22 protein-coding genes are annotated in these 25,663 nt (G+C 71.0%); 11 read left to right on the top strand and 11 right to left on the bottom strand.

Annotated features, from left to right (window positions below; all coding sequences use genetic code 11):
• The first annotated feature begins 38 nt into the window (after window positions 1-38).
• Window positions 39-2,342 (top strand): GH92 family glycosyl hydrolase, encoded by a 2,304-nt coding sequence (locus I5071_RS44265; RefSeq protein WP_236519459.1) that lies wholly within the window; start codon window positions 39-41, stop codon window positions 2,340-2,342.
• On the opposite strand, the gene I5071_RS44260 is transcribed toward I5071_RS44265, so the two are convergent.
• From I5071_RS44260 to I5071_RS44250, 3 genes are read right to left on the bottom strand one after another with little or no spacing between them, the layout of a single operon-like run.
• Window positions 2,343-3,545, bottom strand: a complete 1,203-nt coding sequence (locus tag I5071_RS44260) for an MFS transporter (RefSeq protein ID WP_236519458.1) — start codon at window positions 3,543-3,545, stop codon at window positions 2,343-2,345.
• A gap of 38 nt (window positions 3,546-3,583) precedes the next feature.
• Window positions 3,584-4,306: a DNA alkylation repair protein gene (locus I5071_RS44255; RefSeq protein ID WP_236519457.1), complete on the bottom strand. Its 723-nt coding sequence runs from the start codon at window positions 4,304-4,306 to the stop codon at window positions 3,584-3,586.
• Entirely contained in the window at window positions 4,303-4,557 is a 255-nt protein-coding gene (locus I5071_RS44250) for a gamma-glutamylcyclotransferase family protein (protein WP_236519456.1), read from the bottom strand. The genes I5071_RS44255 and I5071_RS44250 overlap by 4 nt, the downstream gene beginning before the upstream one ends.
• A gap of 38 nt (window positions 4,558-4,595) precedes the next feature.
• Here I5071_RS44250 and I5071_RS44245 point away from each other — a divergent pair, with 38 nt between their 5' ends.
• Window positions 4,596-4,970: a hypothetical protein gene (locus I5071_RS44245; RefSeq protein WP_236519455.1), complete on the top strand. Its 375-nt coding sequence runs from the start codon at window positions 4,596-4,598 to the stop codon at window positions 4,968-4,970.
• Between the two features lie 2 nt (window positions 4,971-4,972).
• Here the strand turns inward: I5071_RS44245 and I5071_RS44240 are convergent, their stop codons facing one another.
• A complete protein-coding gene (locus tag I5071_RS44240) occupies window positions 4,973-5,869 on the bottom strand; it encodes a sporulation protein (RefSeq protein ID WP_236519454.1) in 897 nt (298 codons plus the stop codon).
• Between the two features lie 127 nt (window positions 5,870-5,996).
• On the opposite strand from I5071_RS44240, the gene I5071_RS44235 reads away from it, so the two are divergent.
• From I5071_RS44235 to I5071_RS44220, 4 genes are read left to right on the top strand one after another with little or no spacing between them, the layout of a single operon-like run.
• Complete coding sequence (locus tag I5071_RS44235; protein WP_236519453.1) at window positions 5,997-6,719, top strand: glutaredoxin family protein; 723 nt, start codon at window positions 5,997-5,999, stop codon at window positions 6,717-6,719.
• Between the two features lie 48 nt (window positions 6,720-6,767).
• The gene (locus tag I5071_RS44230; RefSeq protein ID WP_236519452.1) at window positions 6,768-7,253 is read left to right on the top strand and encodes a hypothetical protein; all 486 of its coding nucleotides are present in this window, start codon (window positions 6,768-6,770) and stop codon (window positions 7,251-7,253) included.
• Window positions 7,254-7,311: 58 nt separating this feature from the next.
• The gene (locus tag I5071_RS44225; RefSeq protein ID WP_236519451.1) at window positions 7,312-8,070 is read left to right on the top strand and encodes a tetratricopeptide repeat protein; all 759 of its coding nucleotides are present in this window, start codon (window positions 7,312-7,314) and stop codon (window positions 8,068-8,070) included.
• Between the two features lie 8 nt (window positions 8,071-8,078).
• Window positions 8,079-8,870: a hypothetical protein gene (locus tag I5071_RS44220; protein WP_236519450.1), complete on the top strand. Its 792-nt coding sequence runs from the start codon at window positions 8,079-8,081 to the stop codon at window positions 8,868-8,870.
• Between the two features lie 9 nt (window positions 8,871-8,879).
• Here I5071_RS44220 and I5071_RS44215 read toward each other — a convergent pair whose 3' ends face one another.
• The 5 genes from I5071_RS44215 to I5071_RS44195 form a co-directional block, all read right to left on the bottom strand.
• Window positions 8,880-10,769 (bottom strand): serine/threonine-protein kinase, encoded by a 1,890-nt coding sequence (locus I5071_RS44215; RefSeq protein ID WP_236519449.1) that lies wholly within the window; start codon window positions 10,767-10,769, stop codon window positions 8,880-8,882.
• 21 nt (window positions 10,770-10,790) lie between these two features.
• Window positions 10,791-11,129: a hypothetical protein gene (locus tag I5071_RS44210; protein WP_236519448.1), complete on the bottom strand. Its 339-nt coding sequence runs from the start codon at window positions 11,127-11,129 to the stop codon at window positions 10,791-10,793.
• A gap of 93 nt (window positions 11,130-11,222) precedes the next feature.
• Entirely contained in the window at window positions 11,223-12,104 is an 882-nt protein-coding gene (locus tag I5071_RS44205) for a formylglycine-generating enzyme family protein (protein WP_236519447.1), read from the bottom strand.
• Window positions 12,105-12,113: 9 nt separating this feature from the next.
• Window positions 12,114-12,884 (bottom strand): prolipoprotein diacylglyceryl transferase, encoded by a 771-nt coding sequence (locus I5071_RS44200; RefSeq protein WP_236519446.1) that lies wholly within the window; start codon window positions 12,882-12,884, stop codon window positions 12,114-12,116.
• Complete coding sequence (locus tag I5071_RS44195; RefSeq protein WP_236519445.1) at window positions 12,881-13,408, bottom strand: hypothetical protein; 528 nt, start codon at window positions 13,406-13,408, stop codon at window positions 12,881-12,883. Before I5071_RS44195 ends, I5071_RS44200 begins: the two co-directional genes overlap by 4 nt.
• 125 nt (window positions 13,409-13,533) lie before the next feature.
• Between I5071_RS44195 and treZ the strand changes: the two genes are divergently transcribed.
• From treZ to I5071_RS44170, 5 genes are all read left to right on the top strand, one after another.
• A complete protein-coding gene (gene treZ, locus I5071_RS44190; protein ID WP_236519444.1) occupies window positions 13,534-15,486 on the top strand; it encodes a malto-oligosyltrehalose trehalohydrolase in 1,953 nt (650 codons plus the stop codon).
• The gene (locus tag I5071_RS44185) at window positions 15,483-17,561 is read left to right on the top strand and encodes an amylo-alpha-1,6-glucosidase (RefSeq protein WP_236519443.1); all 2,079 of its coding nucleotides are present in this window, start codon (window positions 15,483-15,485) and stop codon (window positions 17,559-17,561) included. Before treZ ends, I5071_RS44185 begins: the two co-directional genes overlap by 4 nt.
• 49 nt (window positions 17,562-17,610) lie before the next feature.
• On the top strand, window positions 17,611-18,609 hold the full coding sequence (locus I5071_RS44180) for an SDR family oxidoreductase (protein WP_236519442.1): 999 nt from the start codon (window positions 17,611-17,613) through the stop codon (window positions 18,607-18,609).
• An 8-nt stretch (window positions 18,610-18,617) separates the two neighbouring features.
• On the top strand, window positions 18,618-19,796 hold the full coding sequence (locus tag I5071_RS44175; RefSeq protein ID WP_236519441.1) for a site-2 protease family protein: 1,179 nt from the start codon (window positions 18,618-18,620) through the stop codon (window positions 19,794-19,796).
• Window positions 19,797-19,869: 73 nt separating this feature from the next.
• The gene (locus I5071_RS44170) at window positions 19,870-22,569 is read left to right on the top strand and encodes a cation-translocating P-type ATPase (RefSeq protein ID WP_236519440.1); all 2,700 of its coding nucleotides are present in this window, start codon (window positions 19,870-19,872) and stop codon (window positions 22,567-22,569) included.
• Window positions 22,570-22,581: 12 nt separating this feature from the next.
• On the opposite strand, the gene I5071_RS44165 is transcribed toward I5071_RS44170, so the two are convergent.
• Both I5071_RS44165 and I5071_RS44160 read right to left on the bottom strand, forming a co-directional pair.
• Window positions 22,582-23,811: an esterase/lipase family protein gene (locus I5071_RS44165; protein WP_236519439.1), complete on the bottom strand. Its 1,230-nt coding sequence runs from the start codon at window positions 23,809-23,811 to the stop codon at window positions 22,582-22,584.
• A 32-nt stretch (window positions 23,812-23,843) separates the two neighbouring features.
• Window positions 23,844-25,652 carry an ABC transporter ATP-binding protein gene (locus I5071_RS44160; protein WP_236519438.1) on the bottom strand — a complete coding sequence of 603 codons (1,809 nt, stop codon included), beginning with the start codon at window positions 25,650-25,652 and terminating at the stop codon, window positions 23,844-23,846.
• Window positions 25,653-25,663: the final 11 nt, after the last annotated feature.

Below are 25,663 nucleotides of genomic sequence, written 5' to 3'. Positions count from 1 at the left end.
CGATGCGGTCCGACGCACGATCGGGATACGCTGTTCACGTGACGCGCGAAGCACTGACGTGGGCGCTCTTGCTGGGCCTCTGTGGGAGCCTTTCCGCTTGCGGCGACTCCGATGCTTCGAGCCCCGATGCCGGGCCCGCGGACTCCGGGCCCGTCGACGCGGGCCCACCGCCACCCTCGCGTCCCGCGGCCACGCCGCTGCTGCAATGGGTCGATCCGTTCATCGGGACCGGCGGAGTCGGATTCAACGACATCGGCAGCACGTATCCGGGGCCCGCGATGCCGTTCGGCATGATCCATCCAGGGCCCGACACGATGAACGAGACCGGTGCGCTCGTGTTCACGCACTGCAGTGGATATGCGTACGGCGACCGCTACATCCGGGCGTTCTCGCACACGCGGATGAACGGAGTCGGGATCACCGACTACGGCGCGGTCGCGCTGATGCCGACCGTCGGGATGAGCGCGGAGCGGACGACCGTGCTCGGACATCGCTCGAGCTACGACAAGGAGAGCGAGGTCGCCTCACCGGGCTATTACGCGGTGACGCTCGACGAGGGCGACATCCACGTGGAGCTCACGAGCGGTCTGCGCGCGGCGCTGCATCGCTACACGTTCGAGGCGGGCTCCGACGCGACGGTGCTGCTCGACGTCGCGCACGCGCTGCCCGAGGTGCGCGTCGACGACGGTGCGATCACCGTGCTGCCCGAGACCCGCGAATTCGAGGGATTCGTGCACTTCTCGGGCGGCTACTCGGATCGCTTCGGCGGGGTGCGCGTGTACTACGTCGCGCGCTTCGATCGCGACTTCGCCGCGCACGGCGTGTGGCAGGCGGGCGCGCTGCACGAGGGTGAGACGACGCGCAGCGGCGCGGACGTCGGAGGCTGGGCGCGCTTCGACGCGTCGAGCGAGCGCGTGGTGAACGTCGCGGTGGGCATCTCGTTCCTCGACGTGGCGCGAGCGCGCGCGAACCTCGAGGCGGAGGCGGCCGATCTGGACTTCGATCGGATGCGCGCAGCAGCGGAGTCGGAGTGGGAGTCCCAGCTCGCGCGGGTGGAGCTCGAAGGACGCGACGACCGCGATTTCCGGATCTTCTATACCGCGCTCTATCACGCGCTCCTGATGCCGACGCTGGCGACGGAGTCCGATGGTCGATATCGGGGCCTCGACGGAGAAGAGCACGTCGCGGACGGATTCACGTACTACACGGATCTCTCGCTCTGGGACACGTATCGCACGTTCCATCCGTGGGCGACGCTCTTGTGGCGCGATCGCGCGCGTGACTTCGCGAAGTCGATGATCGCGATGGCGGAGCAGCACGGGAGCTATCCGCGCTGGCCGCTGGGCACCGGCGAGACCGGCGGAATGCTCGGCGATCCTGCGGTGATCGTCCTCGCCGACACCTGGCAGCGCGGAGTGCGCGACTGGGACGTAGCGCGCGCGTACGAGCTCGCGCGGGTGAGCGCGGACGGAGATCCGCCGAGCGGCGGGCGCGGCGTGATGGAGCCCTATCTGCGGCTCGGATTCGTACCGATCGAGCGTGCGGGCGCGAGCGCGTCGAAGACGATGGAGTACGCGTACGCCGACGACGCGGTCGCGACGCTGGCGCGCGCCGCGGGCGACGACGAGCGCGCGGCGACGTACGAAGCGCGCGGCCGCAATTACCAGAACCTGTGGGACCCGGAGCGCGAGCTCTTCATCGGTCGTCACGAGGACGGCAGTTGGCCCGACGAGGTCAACGAGCGTCGTTGGGAGGACTTCTATGCAGAAGGCAATGCATGGCAGTACCTCTGGCTCGCTCCCCACGACGTCGACGGGCTCGCCGAGACGATGGGCGGGCGCGACCGGATGATCGAGCGCCTCGCGTTCTTCTTCGAGCAGAGCGAGGCGGAGCGGCGGACGATCGGACCGCCTGCGTGGTACTGGCACGGCAACGAGCCCGATCTGCACGCGCCCTATCTGTTCGCGGCGCTCGGCGATCACGCGCGCAGCGCGCGCTGGGCGGCATGGGCGCGGCGCACGTTCTACGGCGACACGCCCGAGGGCCTGCCGGGCAACGACGACGGCGGGACGATGAGCGCCTGGTACCTCTTCGCGAGCCTCGGGCTCTATCCGATGGCGGGCGACGACGACTTCGTGCTCGGCACGCCGCTGTGGACGCGCGCGGTGGTGCACCTCGAGGGCGGCGATCTGGTGATCGAAGCGCCCGAGGCGAGCGCGCACGCGGTGTACGCGCGATCGATGTCGTGGAACGGCACGACGGTCGAGGGCACGCGCATCGAGCACGCGGACATCGCGGCCGGAGGAACGCTCTCGTTCGAGATGAGCGCGAGCCCCGAGTGATCAGCGGCGCGTCGCGGGATCGTCCTTGCGGAAGATCAGACTGAGCACGATCAGCGCGGTCCACAGGGACGCGAAGAGATAGAGGATCGCCTCGCGCCCCAGCGACTCCGACACGCGCCCGGTCAGATAGGGGCCACTCAAGAGGCCCGTCGCGAAGAACACGTTGAAGATCGAGTTGGAGCGCGCGTACTCGCTCGGTTTCGCGATCGCACCCTGGAGCGCGAGCGAGAGCGGCGGGATCGACGCGAGAGATCCGCCGCCGACCAGCACCGCGGCGAGCATCACCGGGAAGCTCGTCAGCGGCACGAACGAGAGCAATACGAGCACGCCGACGATCGCGAGCGCGCGCAGCACGAAGAGGTGACCGATGCGATCGCCGAAGCGGCCCGCGACGTTCGAGATGACGAGCATGCCGCCCGCCGACACCGCGGTGACGAGCGTCGTGTCCTCCTCGGGCACGTGCTTCACGTAGTGGAGGTACGCGGGCAGGAAGATCACGACCGACGCCTGGAAGAACCCGGTGCAGAACGTCGCGAAGCTCGAGGTCTTGATGCGCCACGCGAGCGAGGCCCAGTCGCGCGCGTTCGCAGCGCCGTGGTGCGCTTCGGTCGTGTGCAGCGCGGGCGGGTCGGGCTCGAGGCGGAACAGCGCGATCAGGCTCGAGAGCGCAGCGACGATCGCGGCGATCACGAACACCGTGCCGAGCGACATCACGTGCACGAGCGCCCAGCAGATCCCGCCGCCGACGAAGTACCCGAGGCCGGTCGCGATCGCGTAGAGACTGGTCGCGAACGCCTTGTGCTCCTTGGGCGCGCGCAGGAGCAGCAGCGTCTCGCAGCTCACCCACACGCCGACCGAGAACGCGCCGTCGAGGTAGCGGTTGATCCCGATCTGCCAGAGCTCGGGCAGGAACGGGAAGAGCGCGATCATCGACGCATAGCCGAGGATGCACACGACGAGCGTGCGGCGCGCGCTGAAGCGCCGGATGATCCAGCCCGAGGGGATCGCGAAGCTGACGATGCCCGCGCCGAACCACGACGCGGTCGCGCCGATCTCGCCGTCGGTGAAGTGCCGCTCGATCAGCACCAGCGGCGTGGTCGCGAGCGCGAGACCGTAGGCGGTCGCGAGCACCCACGTGGTCAGGTAGACGACCCAGAGGTTGCGATCGGGGATGCGCTCGCGGAGCGTGTGGATCGGCGACAAAGCGCGCGCAGATTGAAAGACCCGGCGCGCGCTGTCGATCAGGCGCGCAGCGCGTCGAGCTCGGCGCGCACCTCGGACGGCAGGTGCTTGCTCGCCTCGCGGTACGTGAGCCCGCTGCAGCGGGACCCGTTCGCGCGGAGGAACGTCTCGGTGAGCGCGGGACGCTTGCGCGAGATGTCGCGCAGCACCCAGCCGATCGCCTTGCGGATCCAGAACGATCGATCGTCGAGCATCGGCTCGGCGATCGCGCGCCAGCGATCGAAGTCGCCCTCCCCCGCGCGCAGCACGTCGAGGTGCGCGAGGAGCGCGGTGCGACGCACCCAGACGTCCTCGTCGCGCGCCCAGGTCTCGACGATCGACGACGACGCGGGATGCGCCTCGAGCACCGCGCCGATCACCTTCGTCGCGAGCCAGTCGACGTGGGCCCATGCGGCGGCGTCGCGCGCGAGGGAGACCAGCCACGCGAGGTCGTCCGGCGCGAGGACGCGCCGCTTCCGCTCGAGCAGCGCGATCGCGGCGTGGCGGAGATCGAACCAGCCCGACGCGAAGAGCGCGTCGCCGATCGCGCGGAGCGCGGCGCGATCGAGGTCACGATGCGCCTTCTCGAAGTCGCGCGCCGCGCTGCGGATCGCGGCCATCGGCACGCCGTGGAACGCGAGCTCGCTCTTCATGTACGCCTTCTCGCTCGCGGCGCGCTCGGGGTCGCCCTCGGCCTCGAACCGCGCGGTGAAGAACGCGATCGCATCGTTCGCCGTCGTCATCCGACCCTCGCTGCGACGTAGACCTCGGCCTCGGAGCCGTCCTCGAGCACGACGCGCTCGCGCCGATAGAGGCGCGGCACGTCCTCGAAGCGGTCGAGCTCCGCGAGCAGCGCGTCGTCGACGGTGTAGAGCTCGCCCTCGATCACCTCGTCACCCCCGCGCGCCGGGCCGTCGAAGCGGGCGCGCGCGATGACGCCGTGGTTGGGATGATCGCGGCGGAGCGTGCCGTACACGAAGACTCGATGCTCCATGCGCACGCGCATGGTGGCAGATCGCGCGCGGAGGGCCGGTGGAAGACTTCGGAGCGGCGAGCTGGATCGCGATGCTGGGATCGTTCGCCGCGACGCTGCTGTCGCTCGCGCTCGACGTCGGGCTGCTGATCGTCGCGCTCGGGCCGGTGCGGCGTCACCGGCCCGACGTGAGCGGCCTGCTCGCGACCGCCGGCTGCATCCTCGCGCTGAGCACGCTGTGCGCGCCGATGCTGTTCGCGATCGGGCCGATGATCGCGTCGACCGCGGGTGCATCGCTCGGGTCGACGGTCGCGCTGACGACCGCGACGAGCCTGTTCGTCGCGATCGTGCGCGCCGCAGGGTTCGCGATGGTCCTCGCGGGCATCGCGCGGCTCGCATCGCCGAGGCGACACGACCCGCGCGAGCCCAGCTGATTTCACTTCGCGCGCACCTGGTGGGGCTGCACCCAACTCGACTGGCCGAGCTTGGGATCGTCCCAGTCGATACCGTAGACGCCGTTCTGCATCGCGACCACACGCGCAGGGTGCCAGTGCCCGTCCTGCCATTGAGCGAAGACGTGCGTGCCGATCGCGACCGGAGCGTGCTTGTCGACTCCGACCTTCGACGGGTGCACGTCGACGCCCTTCTTCATCGGATGGGGATCGTGTTGTTGGTTGTTCGAGTGCGGCTTCGCGTGCATCTGCGGCATGCCCGTCTGCGCCTGGATCTGCTGGGGATGGACCCAGCTCGACTGGCCGAGCGCGGCATTGACCCAGTCGACTCCGATCATCCCGTTCTGCATCGCGACGATCTGCGCAGGATGCCAATTGCCGTCCTGCCACTGCGCCATCACCTGCATCCCGATCTGCGGCACCGGCGGCATCGTCTGGCCCGGCATCGACGCCATCACCGGCGTGCCGCCGACGACCTGGATCTCGACGTTCGCGCCGGGATCGATCTCGCCGTCGATGTCGGCCGACGCGACGAGCCGATACTTCATCTGACCCGGCGTGGTGTTGGGCAGTCCTCCCGGGATCTGCAGGTTGAACGCGAACTGCTGCACCTGCCCCGGCGTGGTCGTGAACGGCCCGGTGACCGTCTGCGCGGGCACGACCTCGCGCGTGCTCGTCGTCGGCCGTGGACCCTGCTGCGTCATCTGCGTCTGGGCCTGCTCCATCACGAGCTTCACGGTCACCTTCGTGACCTGCTGCGCGCGCGAGCCGCCCTGGAACCCGATCACACCAGCGAGCGCACCGCCCGCGGTCACGTGTTGCGACTGCGGCTGGATGGCCACACGTCCGCCACCGACCCCGAACATGTCGAAGAGGCCCATCGTCGCTCCCTCCCGTTCCGCCCACGAAGGGCGATTCCCCCGAGAGCGCGAGATTGCCAGGACAGCGGACGCGGCACAACGACGAGCTCGCGTGCGCGCGGGCGCGCTCTCGCCCAGAATCGGGGCGATGCGCGGGTGGATCGTCGTTCTCGCGTGCGTCGCGAGCGTGCTCCTCGTCGTCTCGTGTGGTGGCGAGCCGAGCGCGCCGCAGGGCGCGGCGTCGTCGGCCGAGGAGCAGGGCGAGATCGTGACGCCGCCGTTCGCGGTGCGCGGCGATGCGGAGGGCCTCGTGCTCACGTGGTTCGACGAGCAGGGCGCGCACACCGCGAGCTCGCGACACGAGGTCCCCGAGGCGCGTCGCGGCGAGGTGCGCGTCGACTCGCTCGAGGTGCCGCCCGAGCAGCGTGATCCCGATCACGTGTACGTCGCGGACCTGCGCACGCCCGGCGACGACGGGCGCTACGTGGTGCGGCGCACGACGCGCGAGGCCTTCGATCGTCGGGTCGAGACGTTCGGCGAGACCCTCGAGGGCGGCGGGCCCGCGAGCACCGGCGCGGTCGCGTCGGCGGACGTGATCGTGTTCGGCGCGTCGTGGTGCGGCGCGTGCCGGGAGACCGAGGCGTTCCTGCGCGGGCGTGGGATCCCGTTCGTCGAGCGCGACATCGAGCGCGAGCCCGGCGCGCGCGAGGACATGGTGCAGCGCGCGGCGCGCGCGGGCGTGTCGCCGCGCGGGATCCCGGTGATCGACTTCCGGGGGCGCATCATCCAGGGCTTCGATCGTGACGCGCTCGAGCGCGCGATCCGCGAGACCAGCGCCGCGGGCGGCGGAGGCGGCGGGATCAGCATCTGATCCCGCGTTTGCTCGCCGTCGTTCGTTGGGTCATGCCTCGGGCCCTCGATGCGCGCGCGAAGCCTCGCCCTGCTCACGATCCTCGTCGCGGTCGGCGCGCTCGCGGTCATGTTCTTCTTCACGCGGCAGGACGACCGCACGCGCAACGACGCGCTCCTCTTCCTCGATCGCTACCAGGCGCTCGATCTCGACGATCCGATCGCCGAGCGGCGCGAGCGCGTGGATGCGCTCGATGCGCTCCCCTTCGCCTCGGACGACGTCGAGCGCGTGCGCGACCGGTGCGTCGGCGCGCACCGCATGCTCATCCTCGCGGAGGAGCGTGGTGCCGAGGCCCGCGCGATCTTCGAGCGCGAGACCGACCACGGTCGCATCGAGGAGAGCGAGCTCTCGACCGAGGCGCGCGCGTCGATCGAGGCTGCGCTCGCGGAGTCGAACGAGGCGCTCCCGCGCGCGAGAGAGGCGCTGCGCACGTGCATGGACGACGCGCGTCGTCTCGAGATGCGCTTCCAGCCGCGCCGCCGCTCCGAGCGCTGAATCCGCCTCGAGGGATGGCCATTGGCTTTTCCTCTGACCCTCGGTCAGCATCCGCGGAATGAAGGGACTGCTGGTTCTCGCGCTGACACTGGGGATCGTGAGCCCCGCGCTGGCACAGAGCCCAGATCCATCGCGCGACTCCGAGGCGCGCGCGCTCTTCGACGCGGGAGCCGCCTCGTACGAGGCGGGCCGCTACGACGAGGCGCTCGGCTATTTCCAGCGCAGCTACGAGCTCAGCGGGCGCCCGCAGCTCCTCTACAACATCGGCTCCGCGGCGGAGCGCGTGCGCCAGGACGCGTTGGCGCTGCGTTCCTACGAGGATTATCTGCGGCTCGTCCCCGACGCGCCGAACCGGGCGCGCGCCGAGACGCGGATCGAAGCGCTGCGCCGCATCGTGACCGCCCAGGGCGAGACGGCGGAAGACACGACCCAGGAGGAAGGCTCGACTGCGGCCGTCGTCGAGCCGAGCCCCGGCCCGAGCGGCGACGAGCCGAGCTCCGGCCCGGGCATCGGCCCTTGGATCGTCGTCGGGGGCGGTGCCGCGGTGGTCGTCGCCGGCGCGATCCTGCTCGGCGCGGGTCTCGCGGACCGTTCGGCGGTCGAGGATCCCGCGCCGGGAGCGACCTGGGCGGACGCCGAGGCCGCGTACGACCGTGGACCGGCGCTCTTGACCAGCGGCATCGTGCTCCTTCCGGTCGGCGCCGCGATCGTCGGGGCTGGCCTGGCATGGGCGCTCATCCCCGTCGAGAGCGGGGGCGTGGAGCGTATTTCGCTGCGAGTCGGTCCCGCGTCGATCGCGGTCGCGGGGAGGTTCTGATGCGCTCGGTGTCCGCTTCCGCTCTGATTCTCGCGCTCGTGGTCGGCTGCGAGTTCGACGTTCCGTCGGGACGCTTCGCGTGTGATCTGTCGTCGGAGTGCCCGCCTGCGCAGCAGTGCGTCGAGGGCCTGTGCGTGGAGGGCGACTTCGACGCCGCGACGGGCGATGCGGGTGCGCGCGACGGAGGCAGGCTCGACGGAGGCGGGCTCGACGCGGGAGAGCACGACGCGGGCGGAGCGGACGCCGCGCCGAACGACGCGGCCGCGGACGACGCAGGATCGAGCGACAGCGGCACGGACGCCGGCGCGGACAGCGGGCCGCCGGCCTGCAACCCGGTCGCCAACGACTGCGGGCCCGGCGAGTACTGCAACGCGCCCGACTGCGGGAGCTCGGGCGTGTGCGTGCCGCGGCCGGGCTCGACGTCGAACGTCCATCAGCCGGCGTGCGGGTGCAACGGGGTGTCGTACTGGAACGAGACGCACGCGCGCTGGCTCGGCGCGACGGCGTTCACGACCGGGTCGTACCAGGGCTGCACGAGCACCGCTCGATCCTGCGCGAGCGGGGCGGAGTGCTCGGCGGGCACCGAGTGCATCGTCGAGCGTGCGCTCGGCGCGGCGAGCTGTGGGACCGCGGTCGCGGGACGATGCTGGGGAATCCCCAGCACCGCGACCCCCGCGATCTGTCCGGGCCCCGTGACGCCGCCCGACGTCGGCTACCGCCGCTGCGGGAGCTCGGGCACCGAGTGCCTCGACATCTGCTCGGCGCGGCTCACGCGGAACTACTTCACCGCGTGCCTCTGAACGGCGCGCTCAGCGCGCGTCGGGCCAGTGGTCGCGCACGTACTTCTCCGCGCGCTCCAGCGGCGCGCGGAGCGCGGCGGCGATGCCCTCGAGACGCTGCATCTCGACGTCGAGCACCGCGACGAGCGACGCGATCTCGCCCTCGAAGCGCTCGTTCTCGCGATCGAGGCGATCGCGCAGCTCGGTGACCTGCGCCTCGAGCTCGTCGCACTGGGCGGCCTTCACGCGCACGTCTTCCTCGACCGCGGCGAGCTCCCAGAGGAGCGCGTCGGCCTCGCCCTCGGTCGCCTCTCGGGCACGCACCTTCGAGCGCGCGACCTCGCGACGCACCCCGAGATCGTCGCGACGGCGCACCAGCTGCTCGAGCTCGCCGCGCCGCTTGCTGAGCTCGCCCGCGAGCTCGTCGATCGTCCGGCCCAGCGTCGCGCGGTAGTCGCGCGCCCTGACCCCGAGCGACTCGACCGTCGCCTGGTGCGTCTCCGACACCGCGACCGACTCCTCGAGCGACTCGAGCGTGCGCGCCGCGAACGCCATCGCGTGATCGATCTCCGCGGGCGCCGGGTGCTCCATCTCGAGCTCGTCGAGCCACGCGCGGATCGCGTCGAAGCGCTTGCGCCAGCGGCGCACGCCGAAGAGCCCCTCGGGCGCCATCTCGGGCGCGGGCGCGGGCTGCGTCGCGCGATCGAGCTCCTTCGCCTTCTCTTCCTCGGCGATCGCGGCGACGTCGACCTCGACCTCGATCTCGAGATCATCGCGCGGGGGCTCGGGGATCACCGGCCGCGCGTACTCCGCGGTCACCCGGCCGAACGCACCCGGCGCGCCGGGCACACGCACGACGCGCTCCGGCTCGAGCGGCGTGTCGTGCGCCTCGCTGCGCGAGGGCTGCGTGGTGCGCAGCTCGTCCCGCTCGCTCGAGTCCTCGCGGTGATCGGTCCGCGAATCACCGAGCACCGTGGGCGTCGGCGCGCCCTCGTCGAGCGCGCGTCCGACCTCGACGCCGGGCTCGTTGAGCCCGCCCCAGCTGGTCGCGGGGCCCAGGCGCTCGCGCACCGCGCGCAGCTCGGAGAGGAAGTGGTACGCGTCGCGGAAGCGATCCTGGGGATCCTTCACGAGGCAGCGCAGCACGAGCTCCTCGACCGGCCCGGGCACCTCGGAGCGGCGCTGCGTCGGCGGGATCGGCTGCTCGGTCACGTGCTTGACGAGCAGGTCGCCGGGGTACTCGTAGTCGAAGGGCAGCGCGCCCGTGACCATCTCGTAGAGGATCACGCCGAGCGAGTAGAGATCGGCGCGACCGTCGATGTTCGTCGACTGGATGTACTCGGGCGCGATGTAGCCCGGCGTGCCGAAGATCTGCTGCGAGCCGGTGAGCGAGGGCGCATCGAGGATCTTCGCGATCCCGAAGTCCAGGATCTTCACGAAGTCCTTCCGATCGCGCTTCTGCACGATCAGGATGTTCTCGGGCTTGAGGTCGCGGTGGACCACGCCCATCTGGTGCGCGCGCGCGAGCGCGCTGCCGATCTGCTGCGCGATGTCGAACGCGCGCGCGATCGAGAACGGGCCCTGGCCGCTCATCACGCGCAGCAGCGGCTCGCCCGGCACGTACTCCATCACGAGGTAGACGAGCCCGTCCTCGGCCTCGCCGAAGTCGGTGATCTCGACGATGTTCTCGTGGTTGATGCGATTGACCGCGCGCGCCTCGCGGATGAAGCGGTCGCGCTGCACGGGATCCGACGCGAGATCGCGACGCAGCGTCTTGATCGCCATCAGGCGATCGATGAGCACGTGGCGCGCGAGGTAGACGCTCGACATGCCGCCGCTTCCGAGCCGCTGGATCAAGCGGTAGCGCCCGCCGATCGTGCGTCCGATCAGCGGGTCGACCATCGTGCGGGCCTCGGGCATCTGCGGCGTCTCGTCTCTCGATCAGGTCGCTGCGTCGGTGCCCGCGTCTTCTTCGGTGCCCGCGTCCGAGCCGGCGTCGTCTCCACCGGCGTCGGCCTCTGCTTCACCGGCGTCGGTCTCTCCATCGCCGGCGTCGGTCTCGCCTTCACCGGCGTCGGTCTCTGCTTCGCCGGCGTCCTCCGTCCCGCCGTCGGTCGCGACGATGTCGGGGCACTCGGGGTCGGTCTGGCAGGTGCCACGGACCGACTCCGCCGAGGTGGTCTTGCAGCAGATCAGCCCGCTCTCGCAGTCGCCGTCGAGCTGGCAGGTCTCGCCCTGCGTCTGCCCGCAGCCGGAGGCGGTGAGGGCGAGGGCGAGCACTGTGGCGGAGAGCGTTGCGAATCGAGACGACAAGGAATCCTCCGAGGGTCGGCGGCGGAGGATAGCCGCGGGAACCGCGGCTTTCCAGCGACGTCACCGCGCGCGCGGAGGGTCGTATGCGCAGCGCACGCCGACGTCGACGCGCGCGTCGCTCGCGAGCAGGAGCGCGCGGTGCGTGACGCGCATCGACACCGCGGGATGGCTCCACGATCCGCCGCGCAGGATCCGGTACGGCGTGGGGTCCTGGTCCTGGACGCCGAGCACGTCGAAGTCCGCGTCGCTCGGCCGCGACGAGGTCCACTCGTACACGTTGCCCGCCATGTCGAGCACGCCGTAGGGGCTCGCTCCGTCGGGGAACGAGCCGACCGGCGCGGCCCAGCGGAACCCGTCGCCGACGTCGGGGCGCAGCGGGGGACGACCGTGGTTCGCCAGGCGCGCGTGATAGAAGCGGCCCCACGGGAAGCGGCGGTTGGTGTCGCCGCGCGCGGCCTTCTCCCACTCGTCCTCGGTGGGCAGGCGACCGCCGACGAACCCGCAGTAGGCCTCGGCGTCGGCGGCGCTGATCCCCGCGACCGGCATCGTGTCGGCGCCGATCCGCGCATCGCCCTCGTCGATGCGCGGCGGCGTGCATCGCCCCGCCGCGACACAGCGGCGGTACGCCGCGTGGGTCACCTCGGTGCGATCGATCCCGAACGTCGCGACGTACACCCGACGCGGCCCGCGCTCGTGATCGAAGCGCGCATCGGCGCATCCCTCGGCGACCGCGAGATCGTGCTCGTCCTGGCAGAGCAGGATCGCGAAGAGCACGTCGCCGCGCGACGGGCCCATCGTGAACTCGCCCTCTTCGATCCACACGACGTCGTCCTGCTCGAGGCGGAGATCGTGAGGGCCCTCGATCGCGCTCGCGCGGAGCTGCAGGTGCAGGCCGCCGAGGAGCGACGCGAGCAGTGGGATCGTGAGCGCGACGCGCGTCATGGCGCGCGCTCAGGCTGACACGGGCGCGCGGCGTCGCGCGAGCAGCACGCCCGTCGCGAGCACGATCAGCACGAGCGAGATCGCCTGCGAGGTCGACAGCGGGCCCCACACGCCGCGGATCGTGTCGCCGCGGAGGCCCTCGACCACGAAGCGCAGCACGCCGTACGCGATCACGTAGGCGAGCGTGCGCGTGCCGTTCGTGCGTCCGGTCGGCAGGAGCGCGAACACGAAGCCGAGCGCGAGCAGCCCCGCGGACTCGTAGAGCTGCACCGGATGGCGCGGGATCGGCGGGTGCGCAGCGGGCGCGAGCGGATGCGTGAACACGACCGCGAGCGGGCCGTGGTGCTCGGCGCCGTAGCAGCAGCCTCCGAGGAAACAGCCGATGCGCCCGATCGCGTGGCCCGCGGCGATCCCGGGCACGCCGAGGTCGAGCATCTTCACGAACGGCACGCGCAGGTAGCGCGCGCCGAGCCACGTCGCGAGCGCGCCGCCGGGCACCGCGCCGTAGAAGACGAGCCCGCCACCGGTGCTCAGCGCGGTCGTCGGCGAGCCGGTGCGCGCCCACTCGACGGCGATGAACGTGAGCCACGCGCCCGCGAGCCCGCCCGCGACGGCGTAGCCGCAGCACGCGATCACCGCGCCGACGTCCTCGCGCGCGCGCTGCGCGGCGCGCGTCGCGAAGAGGCCGCTCAGCAACATGCCGATCGCGACCGCGACGCCGTACCCGCCGAGCGGGCGGGTGACGCCGCCGAGGGTGAGCTCGCCGACGATCGGGTTCATGGCGGGCTCGTCTCCGTCGCGGGCCCGGGCGGGAGCGGAGGAGGCGGCAGCGCCGCGGGGGGCTCCGGTGTGGCCGGGGTCGCGGGGCTCGGAGGCGGCGGCGCGATCGGAGGCGGTGCGTTCGGCGCGTTCGGCGCCGCGTGCGGCACGCCTGCGTCGACGAAGAAGACGTCGAACGGCGAAGGCCCGCTGTCGCGCAAGTACCAGGGCGGCGCGTTGGGATCGCTCGGCGTGAGCGCGATCCCCGTGCACACCGTGTTGCACAGACCGCACGTGACGGCGACGAGCATCGCCGGCACGAACGCCACGATGTTCACGACGAGCCCGCCGATCGCGAGCCCCTCGCTCTGCTGCGTCTCCCTCGCGCGCGAGAGCGCGACGCCGCCCAGCACGATGCCCGTGACCGCCAGCACCGGCGCCAGGAACGAGAGCATCGTGCCGAGGAACGGCACGAACGTGAGCACGAACCCGCCGAACATGAAGATCAGCGCGAAGACGCCGAGCACGATCGAGCCGAGGCCCATCGCGGCGGACTCTACGCGATCACGCGCACGGTCGCTCGATCACGCGGGAGGCGCCGCGCGACGAATGCGAGGCAGCACGCCACGCGCGACGCGCCACGCACGGCCTTTGCTCGGTGGTGCCCGGGATGAGCACGCGGAGACGAGCACCGATCGGCGCGGAGGTGCAGCGCGAGGGCGTCGAGCTGCGCGTCTGGTCGCCCGTGGCGCGACGCGTCGAGGCGGTGCTCGATCCCGGCACGCGTCACGAGCGGCGCGTGCTCCTCGACCGCGACGGCACGCAACACTGGCGGGCGCTGCTGCGTGATGCGGGGCCCGGCACGCGCTACGGGCTCCTGCTCGACGACGATCCGAAGCTCTATCCCGATCCCGGATCGCGCTCGCAGCCCGACGGGCCGCACGGGGCCTCGGCGGTGATCGATCCGCGCGCGTTCGCGTGGAGCGATCACGCGTGGCGCGGTCGCGCGCTGCGGGAGGCGGTGTTCTACGAGATGCACGTCGGCACGTTCACGCGCGAGGGCACGTGGCGCGCGGCGGCGGACCACCTGCGCGAGCTCGCCGACCTCGGGATCACGGTGGTCGAGATGATGCCGGTGAGCGCGTTCCCCGGGCGCTTCGGCTGGGGCTACGACGGGGTCTCGCTCTTCGCGCCGTACGCCGGCTACGGCACGCCCGACGATCTGCGTGCGTTCGTCGATCGCGCGCACGAGCTCGGTCTCGCGGTGATCCTCGACGTCGTCTACAACCACCTCGGGCCCGACGGGAACTACCTCCCTCGATTCGCGCCTTCGTTCTTCAGCGATCGATACGAGACCGACTGGGGCGTGTCCCCGCGCTTCGACGGTCCGGGCAGCGAGCCGGTGCGCGATCTGGTGATCGCGAACGCGCGATTCTGGATCGACGAGTACCACTTCGACGGTCTGCGCATCGACGCGACCCAGGACGTCTACGACTTCGACGATCACGAGCACATCGTGTCGGAGCTCGCGCGGGCGGTGCGCGAGGCGGCGCCCGATCGCACGACGCTGGTGATCGGCGAGAACGAGCCGCAGCGGGTCGCTCTCGTCCGCCCGCGCCACGAAGGCGGAATGGAGCTCGACGCGCTGTGGAACGACGACTTCCACCATTCCGCGGCAGTCGCGCTCACCGGCCGCGACGAGGCCTATTTCCGCGACTACACCGGATCTGCGCAGGAGATCGCATCGGCGCTGAAGCACGGATTCCTCTACCAGGGCCAGCGTTATGCGTGGCAGTCGCAGCGACGTGGGACTCGCACGCTCGGGATCGATCCGAAGCGGTTCGTCGCGTATCTGCAGAACCACGATCAGATCGCGAACTCGCTCGACGGCCGTCGCCTGCACCAGCTGACTTCGCCCGCGAGATATCGCGCGTTGTCGTCGCTCGTGTTGCTCGGACCGAGCACTCCGCTCCTGTTCCAGGGCGAGGAATTCCTCGCGTCGTCGCCGTTCCTCTATTTCGCCGATCACGAGCCCGGGCTCGCGGAGAGCGTGCGGAAGGGGCGCACCGAGTTCCTCGCACAGTTCCCGTCGCTCGGATCACCGGACGCGCGAAGCCGGCTCGCCGATCCCGCCGCGCTCGACACGTTCGAGCGCTCGAAGCTCGATCATCAGCGGCGCGACACCGCTCACCTCGCGATGGTCCGGACGCTGCTCGCGATGCGGCGAGACGATCCGACGATCGCCGGCGAGACACGGGTGGGCCTCGACGCTGCGGCGCTGAGCGAGCCCGCCGAGCACGCGCTCGTGCTGCGCTATCTCGGGAGCACGCCGGACCAGGATCGATTGCTCGTCGTGAACCTCGGGCCGAGCCGATTCCTGCCCTCGTGCTCCGAGCCGCTCTGTGCGCCGCCGTTCGGAGCGCGCTGGCGTGACGCGTTCAGCAGCGAGGACCCGCGCTGGGGCGGGCGCGGCACCGTTCCCACCGAGCAGGACGACGGCTGGCACCTCACCGCCGAGTCCACCGTGCTGCTGGTGCCCGAGCCCGATCCGACGCCGCGCTTCGGCCCGCCGAAGAAGACGCGGACGACCCCGACCACGACGAGCACGGAGGATCGACGATGAGCCCGCCGATTCGCATCCTCGGAATCGACTCGACGAGGAACCACGACGAGCAGCCGCGCGCGTGCACCGTCGATCCCGAGGCGCCCTCGCGCCCGCTGGTCGCGCACGAGTGGCTCGTCACCAACGGGCTCGGCGGATACGCGGCGGGCACGGTGAGCGGCGTGATCACGCGGCGGTTCCACGGCGTGCTCATCGCGGCGCTGCCCGCTCCGCGCGGCCGCACGATGATGCTCAATCACCTCGGCGAGCGCGTGATCCTCGGTGCTCGCGCGATGCGCATCTGCGGCCAGGAAGACCCGCACCGGCGCGACGAGCCGCTCGCGCGCTGCACCGACTTCCGCATCGAGATGGGCCTGCCGGTGTGGCGCTACGAGATCGCCGACTGCGTGATCGAGCGTCGGGTCGTGATGCCGCACCGGCAGAACACGACGTACGTCGTCTACACGCTGTGCGCCGGTGGATCGGAGCCCGAGATCGAGCTCGAGCCGTGGCTGCACTTCCGCCATCACGAGGGCTCGGTCGAAGGGCGCGTCGAGGGCGAGTACGCGCTCCGGCTGATCGGTGATCGATTCGAGGTCTCGCACGAGGACGAGCTCGATCTACCGCCCTTGCGGATGCAGGTGCGAGGGTGCGAGTCGGCCTTCCGCATCGAGGGCAAGCGCATCCACGACGTCCGCTATCACATCGAGGCGAGCCGCGGATACGACGCCGTCGGCGCGCTCTATACGCCCGGGTACTTCCGCGCGCGACTGAAGCGCGGAGAGCCGATCGCGCTGGTCGCGTCGGTCGAGGACTGGAACGTCGTCCACGCGGTGCCGCACGATCAAGTGGTCGCGCGCGAGCGCGAGCGGCGGGCGAAGCTCGCGGCGCTCGCACATCCGAAGGCGCGCGAGGGGCTCGCGGCGGAGCTGGTGCAGGCCGCGGATCAATTCCTGATCACGCCCGCGGGACGCACCGAGGACGCGGCGCGCGCCTATGCGTCGGGCGACGAGATCCGCACGGTGATCGCGGGATACCACTGGTTCACCGACTGGGGCCGCGACACGATGATCTCGCTCGAGGGACTGACGCTCACGACGGGGCGGCACAACGAGGCGGGCTACATCCTCCGCACGTTCGCGCACTACGTCCGCGACGGTCTGATTCCCAACATGTTCCCCGAGGGAAAGAACCTCGGCCTCTATCACACCGCGGACGCGACGTTGTGGTTCTTCCACGCGCTCGGGCGCTACGTGGAGGTAACCAACGACCGCGCGACGCTGCGCCTGCTCATGCCGACGCTGATGGACATCGTCGCGCAGCACATGCGCGGGACTCGCTTCGGCATCGGCGTCGACGCGGACGACGGGCTGCTGCGCCAGGGCGCGGAGGGATATCAGCTCACGTGGATGGACGCGAAGGTGGGCGACTACGTCGTCACACCGCGCCGTGGCAAGGCCGTCGAGCTCAACGCGCTCTGGTACAACACGCTGCGCTCGATGCAGCGCTGGGCGCTCGACGAGCTGCGCGACGAGGGCACGGCGCGTCACTTCGCGGAGCACGCCGATCGCGCGCACGCGTCGTTCAACGCGCGATTCTGGTACTCGGAGGGTGGATATCTCTACGACGTCGTCGACGGCGAGAGCGGAGACGACGCCGCGTTCCGACCGAATCAGGTGCTCGCATTCTCGCTCGCCCATCCGGTGCTCGAGAAGTCGAAGTGGGAGACGGTGCTGCACAAGGTGCAGACTCGACTGCTCACGCCGTTCGGGCTGCGCTCGCTCGCGCCCGGACACACCGACTACAAGCCTCGTTATTTCGGCGACCTGCGCGCGCGCGATCTCGCGTACCACCAGGGCACCGTGTGGGCGTGGCTGATCGGGCCTTTCGTCGACGCGTTCCTGCGGGTGCACCCGGAGCGCGTCGTGGAGGCGAGATCGCTGCTCTCGGGGTTCGGCAGCGCGATGAACGACGCATGCGTCGGGAACATCAGCGAGATCTTCGACGCCGAGGAGCCCTACGTGCCGCGCGGCTGCTGCGCGCAGGCGTGGAGCGTGGCGGAGGTGCTGCGCACGCTGGTGAAGACCGCGCCGTGACGTTCCGCCTCTCTCGTGCTCGGCCCGACTCTTGAACTCACACGTCTCCATGAAGGGCATCGCGGTCATCACCGGGGCGAGCGCGGGCGTGGGACGGGCCACCGCTCGCGAGCTCGCGGCGCGAGGCTGGGGGCTCGCGCTCCTGGCGCGTGGGCACGACGGGCTCGTGGCCGCACAGCGCGAGGCGTGGGCGCTCGGTGTGCCCGCGATCGCGATCCCCACCGACGTCGCCGACGAGACGGCGGTCGAGGCCGCGGCGGACCTCACGGAGCGCGAGATCGGCCCGATCGACGTCTGGATCAACAACGCGATGTGCACGGTGGTGTCGCCGATCGAGCAGCTCGCGCCCGACGAGGTGCGCCGCGTGACCGAGGTGACCTATCTCGGCGCGGTGTGGGGCACGATGGCCGCGCTGCGTCGCATGAAGCCGCGCGATCGCGGCCACATCATCCAGGTCGGCTCCGCCCTCGCCTATCGCTCCATCCCGCTGCAGGCGGCGTACTGCGGCGCGAAGCACGCGGTGCGCGGGTTCACCGACTCGCTGCGCAGCGAGCTGCTCCACGACCGCAGTCGGATCGCACTGACGATGATCCATCTGCCTGCGATGAACACGCCGCAATTCTCCTGGTGCAGGACTCGATTCGACAAACACCCTCAGCCGGTTCCGCCGATCTACCAGCCCGAGGTCGCAGCGCGTGTGATCGCGGACTCGATCGGATATCGGCGTCGCGAGGTCTTCGTCGGAAAGCCCACCGTGAAAGCGATCCTCGGATCGAAATTCGCGCCCGGATATGCCGATCACGTGCTCGCGAACGAGGGTTACGACGGACAGATGGCCGAGATGCCGCTCCACGTGCCGCGGCGCGACAACCTCTTCGAGCCGCTGCCCGGCGACTTCGGCGCGCACGGCGTGTTCACCGATCGTGCGGTGAACGACTCGCCGTATGCACGCCTGTCGGTGCTCTGGACCCACGTGCGGAATGCGATCGAGCGCGCGCTCTCGTCACGCGGCGGCCCCTTCGCGCTGCCCACGAGCGCCCAGGAGTGAGCACGACGATGCAGGGAAATCTGAGGCTCGGACGGTTCGCGGGGATCGACGTGCGGCTCGACTGGAGCTGGCTGCTCGTCGGGCTCCTCTTCTTCGTCAGCCTCAGCGCGCACTTCTTCGCGAGCCATCCGGGCTGGCCGCTCGGGCTCTCGGTCCTGCTCGCGTTCTTCGCGGTGGTCGGGATCGCCACGTCGATCGTCGTGCACGAGCTCGTGCAGGCGCTCGTCGCGCGCCGGCTCGGCACGCCGGTCACCGCGATCACGCTCTTCCTGCTCGGCGGCATCGCGACCTATCCGCGCGAAGGACGCACGCCGGCGCGGGAGATCGTCGTCGCGTTCGTCGGCCCGATCACCAGCCTCGTGCTCGGGCTCGTGCTGATCACGCTCGCCGGGCTCATGCAGGTCCCGCTCGCGAAGCTCTGGGCCGACGCGTCGGGCGTGCTCGGATGGCTCGAGCCGGTGCCGGCGCTGCTCGCGTGGGTCGGCATCGCGAACCTCGCGATCGCGTTGTTCAACACCATCCCCGCGTTCCCGCTCGACGGCGGGCGCGTGCTCCGCGCGCTGCTCTGGGCGCTCGACGGCGACTACCGCACTGCGACGCGCGTCGCCGCGCGCATCGGACAGGCGATCTCGCTCGTGATGATCGCGATCGGGATCGCGTCGGCGTTCCGACTCGGCCCGCTCGCGTTCACGAGCGGCGTCTGGATCGCGTTCCTCGGTTGGTTCCTGCTGAGCGCGGCGAGCACGTACCACCAGAGCGCGCTCCTCGAGGAGCGCCTCGGCGGGCTCGTCGCGTCGCACCTCATGCACCCGGTGACGAGCGCGATCGGGCCCGAGGTGCCGATCGCGAGCGCGGTCGCGAACCACTTCGTCGGCACCTCGGCGCGCGCGCTGCCGGTGATGGAGCGCGGCGTGTGCGTGGGGCTCCTTCGCTTCGAGGACGTGCGTCGCGTGCCGGCGCGCGAGTGGGAGCAGCGCCCCGTGCGCGACGCGATGGTGCCGGTGACGGAGCTGCCGCGCATCGGCGCGCGCACCGATCTCGCGGAGGCGCTGCGGACGATGCTCCGCGCGGAGATCGCGACGCTCCCGGTGCTCGAGGGCGACGACGTGATCGGCGTGCTGGAGATGCAGGACATCGTGCGGTGGATCGAGCTGCCGGAGCCCGAGCCGCGCATCGCGCCCGCGTGACGCGATGGCGACGGCGCCATCCCCGGCGAGCCGAAAGGTTGACCTCCGCACGCGCCCGGGGACCTATGCGGTCGTGCGCGAGAACGGCTCGAAGGACTGGCACGCGAAGCGCGCGGGCGACGTGGTCGCCGCGCTCGGTGGAGACGATCGTGCGGGGCTCGACGAGGCCGAGGCGAAGCATCGCCTCGATCGCGACGGTCCCAACCGCTTGTCGCGGCGGCGCGGGCGGCCCGCGTGGCGGCGGTTGCTCGATCAATTCATCGCGCCGCTGGTCGTGGTGCTCATCCTCGCCGTGATCGTGTCGATCGCGCTCGGCGACTACGTCGATGCCGCGGTGATCGGCGCGGTCGTGGTGCTCAACGCGCTGATCGGGTTCTTCCAGGAGCAGCGCGCCGAGAGCGCGATCGCGGCGCTCGACGCGCTGGTGGTGACCGAGGCGAGCGTCGTGCGCGGCGGACGCAAGGCGCGCGTGCGCAGCGAGCAGCTGGTCGTCGGCGATCTCGTCGAGCTCCACTCGGGCGACTCGGTGCCTGCCGATCTGCGGTTGTTGCGCATCCGCGATCTGCACGTCGACGAGGCCCCACTCACCGGCGAGTCGGTGCCGGTCCGCAAGCAGATCGCCGAGCTGCCGCCCGATGCGGTGCTCGCCGATCGCACCAACCTCGCGTTCGCCGGCACCGCGGTCACCTACGGCAGCGCCGCCGGCATCGTGGTGGCGACCGGTGACGCGACCGAGACCGGGCGCATCGCGGGGCTGATCGCGTCGGCCGAGGAGATCGCGACGCCGCTCACCCGCCGCATCGAGGGCCTCTCGCGCGCGCTGGTGTGGATCATCCTCGCCGTCGCCGCGGGCGCGTTCGCGCTCGAGGCCGCGCGTCACTCCGATCTCGCGAAGACGTTCAACGCCGCGGTCGCGCTCGCGGTCGGTGCGATCCCCGAGGGCCTGCCCGCGGCGGTCACGGTGCTGCTGGCGGTGGGCGTGTCGCAGATGGCGAAGCGGCGCGCGCTGGTGCGCCGTCTGCCCGCGGTCGAGACGCTCGGGAGCACGTCGGTGATCTGCTCCGACAAGACGGGCACGCTCACCGAGAACCAGATGACGGTCACGCACGTGTGGGCAGGCGGGATCGACTTCGGCGTGAAGGGCGTCGGCTACGACGCGGCCGGCGGGTTCGTGCGCGAGAGCTCGCGCGTCGACGTGACCTCGTGTCGAGCGCTGCTCGAGTGCGTGCGCGCCGGCGCGCTGTGCAACGACACGCGGGTGCTGCGAGGGCCCGAGGGCACGAAGGTCGAGGGCGATCCCACCGAGGCCGCGCTCGTGGTGCTCGCGGAGAAGGCGGGCGGCGCGCTCGGCCTCGACGAGAGCCGACGCCTCGACGTCATCCCGTTCGAGTCCGACCACATGTACATGGCGACGCTCGATCACGACGAGCGCCACGGTCGCGCGACGATGCACGTGAAGGGCTCCTCCGACGTGCTGCTCGCCGCGTGCGTCGAGGCCCTCGACGCCGACGGCGCGTGCACCCGCTTCGATCGCGACGCGGCGGCGGCGAAGATCGACGAGCTCGCATCACGCGGGCTGCGCCTCCTCGTGATCGCGAAGCGCGAGATGCCCGCCGGCGCGACCGACATCGTGCACGCCGACGTGAAGGAGCTGACGTTCCTCGGCCTCGTCGGGATGATCGATCCGCCGCGCGCCGAGGCGAAGCGCGCGGTCGCGAGCTGCCGCGCCGCGGGCATCCAGGTGAAGATGATCACCGGCGATCACGCGGTGACGGCATCGGCGATCGCCGACGAGCTCGGGCTCGACGGCGAGCGCGACGCGAACGGAAAGCTGCGCGCGATCACGGGGCGCGAGCTCGAGGACGTGAGCGACGACGCCCTGCCCGCGCTCGCCGAGCGTGCCTCGGTGTTCGCGCGGGTCGCGCCCGAGCAGAAGCTGCGCCTCGTGCGCGCGCTGCAGAAGCGGGGTCACGTCGTCGCGATGACGGGCGACGGAGTCAACGACGCGCCCGCGCTGAAGCAGGCGGACATCGGCGTCGCGATGGGGAAGAACGGCACCGACGTCGCGCGCGGCGCGGCCGCGATGATCCTCACCGACGACAACTTCGCGACGATCGAGGCCGCGGTCGAAGAAGGGCGCCGGGTCTACGACAACCTCAGGAAGTTCATCGCATGGACGCTGCCGACGAACGGCGGCGAGGGCCTCGTGCTGCTCGCGGCGATCGTCGCGCAGCGCGAGCTGCCGATCCTGCCGGTGCAGATCCTCTGGGTGAACCTCGCGACCGCGGTGCTGCTCGGCGTGACCCTGGTGTTCGAGAAGAAGGAGCCGGGCGTGATGTCGCGCCCGCCGCGCGATCCCAAGGAGTCACTGCTCGGCGTGCGGCTCGCGGTGCGGACACTGCTGGTCTCGTGCCTGATCGCGGGCGCAGCGTTCGGGTTCTTCGAGCTCGCGTACGCCGAGGACCCCACGAAGATCGCGGAAGCGCGCACGATCGCGACGAACACGATCGTCGTGGTCGAGGTGGCCTATCTGTTCTCGTGTCGATCGCTGCGGATTCCCGCGCACCGACTGGGCCTCTTCTCGAACAGATGGGTGTGGGCGGGCGCGATTGCGATGCTCGGCTGTCAGCTGCTCTTCACGTACGCGCCGTTCATGAACGTGCTCTTCCACAGCGCGCCGATCGAGCTCCGATGGTGGCTGTACTTCGCGGGCGTGGGCTTGGTGGTGTACGCCGTGAGCGAAGCGAAGAAGGCGTTGGCTCCGGTGCACTGAGCCCTTCGAGCACTACATCGCGTCTCGACACGTCTCCAGCTCTCGCTCGACTGCCGCCCACACTCGCTCGTTCTGCAGCACGCCGGTGTGGGTGTCCTCGTATCCGCGCACGAATTGCGCTTCGTCCTGGCCCTGGGCGCGCAGCTGGCTCGCGATGGGCACGACCCCGTCGTCCGACTGGCCCGCTCGATAGGCGAACAGGAGCGCATATCGCGTCTCGCGCGGGAGCGGCACGTCGTAGAGGTCTCGGAGGAACAAGCTCGCCGGCACCAGCGAGCGCCACGAGTCGATCACCACCGGGCTCAGCACCACGCCCTGCGCCGCACCGGGATGCCCTCCGAGCGGCGACGCGATCGTCACGAAGCCGTGCACGAACGAGCGCGTCGGATCCTCGCGCTGCCCGACGTGCATCGCGAGCGCGCGCCGCGCGATCACGCCGCCCATGCTGTGCGCGACGACGCAGAGCCGTTCGAAGCGCGTCGTCGTGTGCGCCTCGCTCATCGCGCGGTGCAGGTACGACGCGATGCTCTCGAGGTCCCAGCCCGACGGATAGAACGCGACCCACGCCTGGTGCGTGGTGCGATCGAGCCGCGCGATCATCGACGCGAATTCCCGCGGATGACCGCCCATTCCGTGCACGAAGAGCACCGGCGTGCGCGACGGGTCGTAGGGCTCGAGGAAGTACACGCCGGCGCCCGACTCGCGCAGGAAGCGCAGCGGCTCCCAGATCCCGATGCGCGCGACCTCGGGCCCGAAGCGCGCGTCGTCGAGCGCCCGCACCTCGCCCACGCTCAACCCGCTCGGCGCGGGTGTCGTCGCGATCGCACGCTCGAAGCGCGGCGCGAGCCCCGAGAGCTCGAGATCGATGCCGGGATGGAATCGCGGCGCGAGCTCGAGATCGTGGAAGTCGTCCCACGCGACGATGCGCTCGCCCGGCGAGTACTCGAGATCGCGCGAGCTGTCCTCGAACGCGACGAGCCGGTAGATCCCGGGCTCGGCGACCATCTCGTAGCCGCCCTCGCGCCCGAACACCTGACGTCGATCGACGACCTCGTAGGGACACCCTTCGCGCGGCGGTGCGCGCAACAGCGCGACCACGACCGGCGCGCCATCTCCCCCGTCGACGCGCACCCGGCCCGAGACCAGCGCGAGCCCGGAGCGCGCATCGAGATCTTCTCGAGCGCGCTGCAAGCTCGCACACGACGCGAGCAGGAGCGCGAGCACGACGATCGAACGAGCCACGCGCGCAGCAGAGCACGAACCCGCGGTGAGCTCTACTCCTCGGGCAGCATCCCGCGGCTCTGCTTCGCGACCAGCGACGCGTAGTAGCCCTTCGCGCGCAGCAGCTCCTCGTGCCTGCCGATCTCGATCACCTCGCCGTGCCGCAGCACGACGATGCGATCGGCGTTCACCACGGTCGCGAGGCGGTGCGCGATCACGAACGTGGTTCGCCCCACCACCAGCTTCTCGATCGCGTCCTGCACGAGCGACTCCGACTCCGCGTCGAGCGCGCTCGTGGCCTCGTCGAGGATCAGGATCGCCGGGTCCTTCAAGAGCGCACGCGCGATCGCGATGCGCTGACGCTCGCCCACCGAGAGCAGCGCGCCGCGCTCGCCGACCTTCGTCTGATAGCGGTGCGCGAGCTTCTCCACGAACACGTCGGCGTGCGCCGCGCGGCTCGCGGCCTCGACCTGCGCCGGCGTCGCGTCGGGCCGCCCGTACGCGATGTTCGCGGCGATCGTGTCGTTGAAGAGGATCGGCTCCTGGAGCACCACGCCGATCTGCCTGCGCAGCGACGACTGCTTCAGATCGCGCACGTCGACGCCGTCGACCCGCACCGTGCCCTGCCAGGGATCGTAGAAGCGCTGCAGCAGCGACATCAGCGTCGACTTGCCCGAGCCGCTCGGGCCCACGAGCGCGATCGTCTCGCCCGCCTCCACCTGCAGATGGACACGCTCGAGGATCGGTCGCTCGCGACGGTATCCGAAGCGCACCGAGTCGAAGTCGACGTCGCCGCGGACGTGCGAGATCTCCTTCGCGTCGGGCGAGTCACCGAGGTGCTCCTGCGCGTCGAGGATCGAGAAGATCGTGTCGATCGAGACCGTCGCCATGCGCAACGTGCGGTACATGCCCGCGAGGTTCTGCACCGGCCCGAACGCGCCCGCGACGTAGCCGAGGAACGCGATGAGCGTGCCGATCGAGATCTCGCCGCGCACGATCAGCACCGCGCCGAGCCCGATCGCGCTGACGCGCGCCGCGGTGACCGCCGCGTTCTGCATCGCGCCCACGCGCGTGTCGAAGCCAACGCCGCGCACCACCACGTCGTTGGCCTCGCGCACGTCGTCGAGGAAGCGCCCCTTCTCGATGTCCTCCATCGCGAAGCTGCGCACCGTGACGAGGCCCGAGAGCACCTCGTTGAAGCGCGAGTAGATCTTCGACCAGCGCGAGAGCAGCGCCTCCTCGCGCCGCGTCTGGGTCGGCGCCGCGCGCGCCGCGATCAGCGCGGGCAGCGGCGCGAACGCGAGCACGAGCAGCGCGAGGCGCCAGTCGAGCTGGATCATCACGATCACGCCGAAGAGCAGATATCCGAGCGCCGGCAGCAGGTTGAACGCGATCTCGTTGAGCGCGCCGACGAAGCCCTGGATGCCGCGATCGAGCCGCGTCATCGTCGCGCCGACGCCCTCGGCCTTGTGGAACTCGATCGGCAGTCGATGCAGGCGCTCCACCGTGGCGTCGAGCAGCGCGAAGTGGATCTCGAGGCGCGTCCGCCACGTCATGAACGTCGCGGTGCCGGCGCCGATCTCGCGCAGCACGCCAACCAGCGCCAGCGCAGCCACGCCGGTGAGTGCGACGTCGATCTCGCCGCTGCCTGCAGCGAGCGCGTCGAAGATCCAGCGCAGCACGAGCGGCTCCGCGGCACCGAGCGCGGCGGCCATCATCGTCAGCGCGAGGATCATCGTGATCTTGCGGCGATGGGGGCGCGCGAACGAGAGCGCGCGGCGGAGGATCGCCCACCGCGAGCGCTCCTTCTCGTCGGGGCGAGCGCTCGCCTCGCTCGCGGCCTCGTGAGCGATGTCCGTCATCGGCGCGCTGC

The sequence above is a fragment of the Sandaracinus amylolyticus genome (assembly GCF_021631985.1).
Classification (GTDB): Bacteria; Myxococcota_A; Polyangia; order Polyangiales; family Sandaracinaceae; genus Sandaracinus; species Sandaracinus amylolyticus_A.
This window is presented reverse-complemented; position numbering and strand designations above follow the sequence as displayed.

Excerpts from the sequence above, each read along its gene's own strand:
- I5071_RS44240 (WP_236519454.1), bottom strand. The coding sequence starts at position 5,869 with ATGGGCCTCTTCGACATGTTCGGGGTCGGTGGCGGACGTGTGGCCATC.
- I5071_RS44160 (WP_236519438.1), bottom strand. The coding sequence starts at position 25,652 with ATGACGGACATCGCTCACGAGGCCGCGAGCGAGGCGAGCGCTCGCCCC.
- treZ (WP_236519444.1), top strand. The coding sequence starts at position 13,534 with ATGAGCACGCGGAGACGAGCACCGATCGGCGCGGAGGTGCAGCGCGAG.
- I5071_RS44235 (WP_236519453.1), top strand. The coding sequence starts at position 5,997 with ATGCGCGGGTGGATCGTCGTTCTCGCGTGCGTCGCGAGCGTGCTCCTC.
- I5071_RS44250 (WP_236519456.1), bottom strand. The coding sequence starts at position 4,557 with ATGGAGCATCGAGTCTTCGTGTACGGCACGCTCCGCCGCGATCATCCC.
- I5071_RS44185 (WP_236519443.1), top strand. The coding sequence starts at position 15,483 with ATGAGCCCGCCGATTCGCATCCTCGGAATCGACTCGACGAGGAACCAC.
- I5071_RS44180 (WP_236519442.1), top strand. The coding sequence starts at position 17,611 with ATGAAGGGCATCGCGGTCATCACCGGGGCGAGCGCGGGCGTGGGACGG.
- I5071_RS44205 (WP_236519447.1), bottom strand. The coding sequence starts at position 12,104 with ATGACGCGCGTCGCGCTCACGATCCCACTGCTCGCGTCGCTCCTCGGC.
- I5071_RS44215 (WP_236519449.1), bottom strand. The coding sequence starts at position 10,769 with ATGCCCGAGGCCCGCACGATGGTCGACCCGCTGATCGGACGCACGATC.
- I5071_RS44225 (WP_236519451.1), top strand. The coding sequence starts at position 7,312 with ATGAAGGGACTGCTGGTTCTCGCGCTGACACTGGGGATCGTGAGCCCC.
- I5071_RS44200 (WP_236519446.1), bottom strand. The coding sequence starts at position 12,884 with ATGAACCCGATCGTCGGCGAGCTCACCCTCGGCGGCGTCACCCGCCCG.
- I5071_RS44230 (WP_236519452.1), top strand. The coding sequence starts at position 6,768 with ATGCGCGCGCGAAGCCTCGCCCTGCTCACGATCCTCGTCGCGGTCGGC.
- I5071_RS44255 (WP_236519457.1), bottom strand. The coding sequence starts at position 4,306 with ATGACGACGGCGAACGATGCGATCGCGTTCTTCACCGCGCGGTTCGAG.
- I5071_RS44175 (WP_236519441.1), top strand. The coding sequence starts at position 18,618 with ATGCAGGGAAATCTGAGGCTCGGACGGTTCGCGGGGATCGACGTGCGG.
- I5071_RS44195 (WP_236519445.1), bottom strand. The coding sequence starts at position 13,408 with ATGGGCCTCGGCTCGATCGTGCTCGGCGTCTTCGCGCTGATCTTCATG.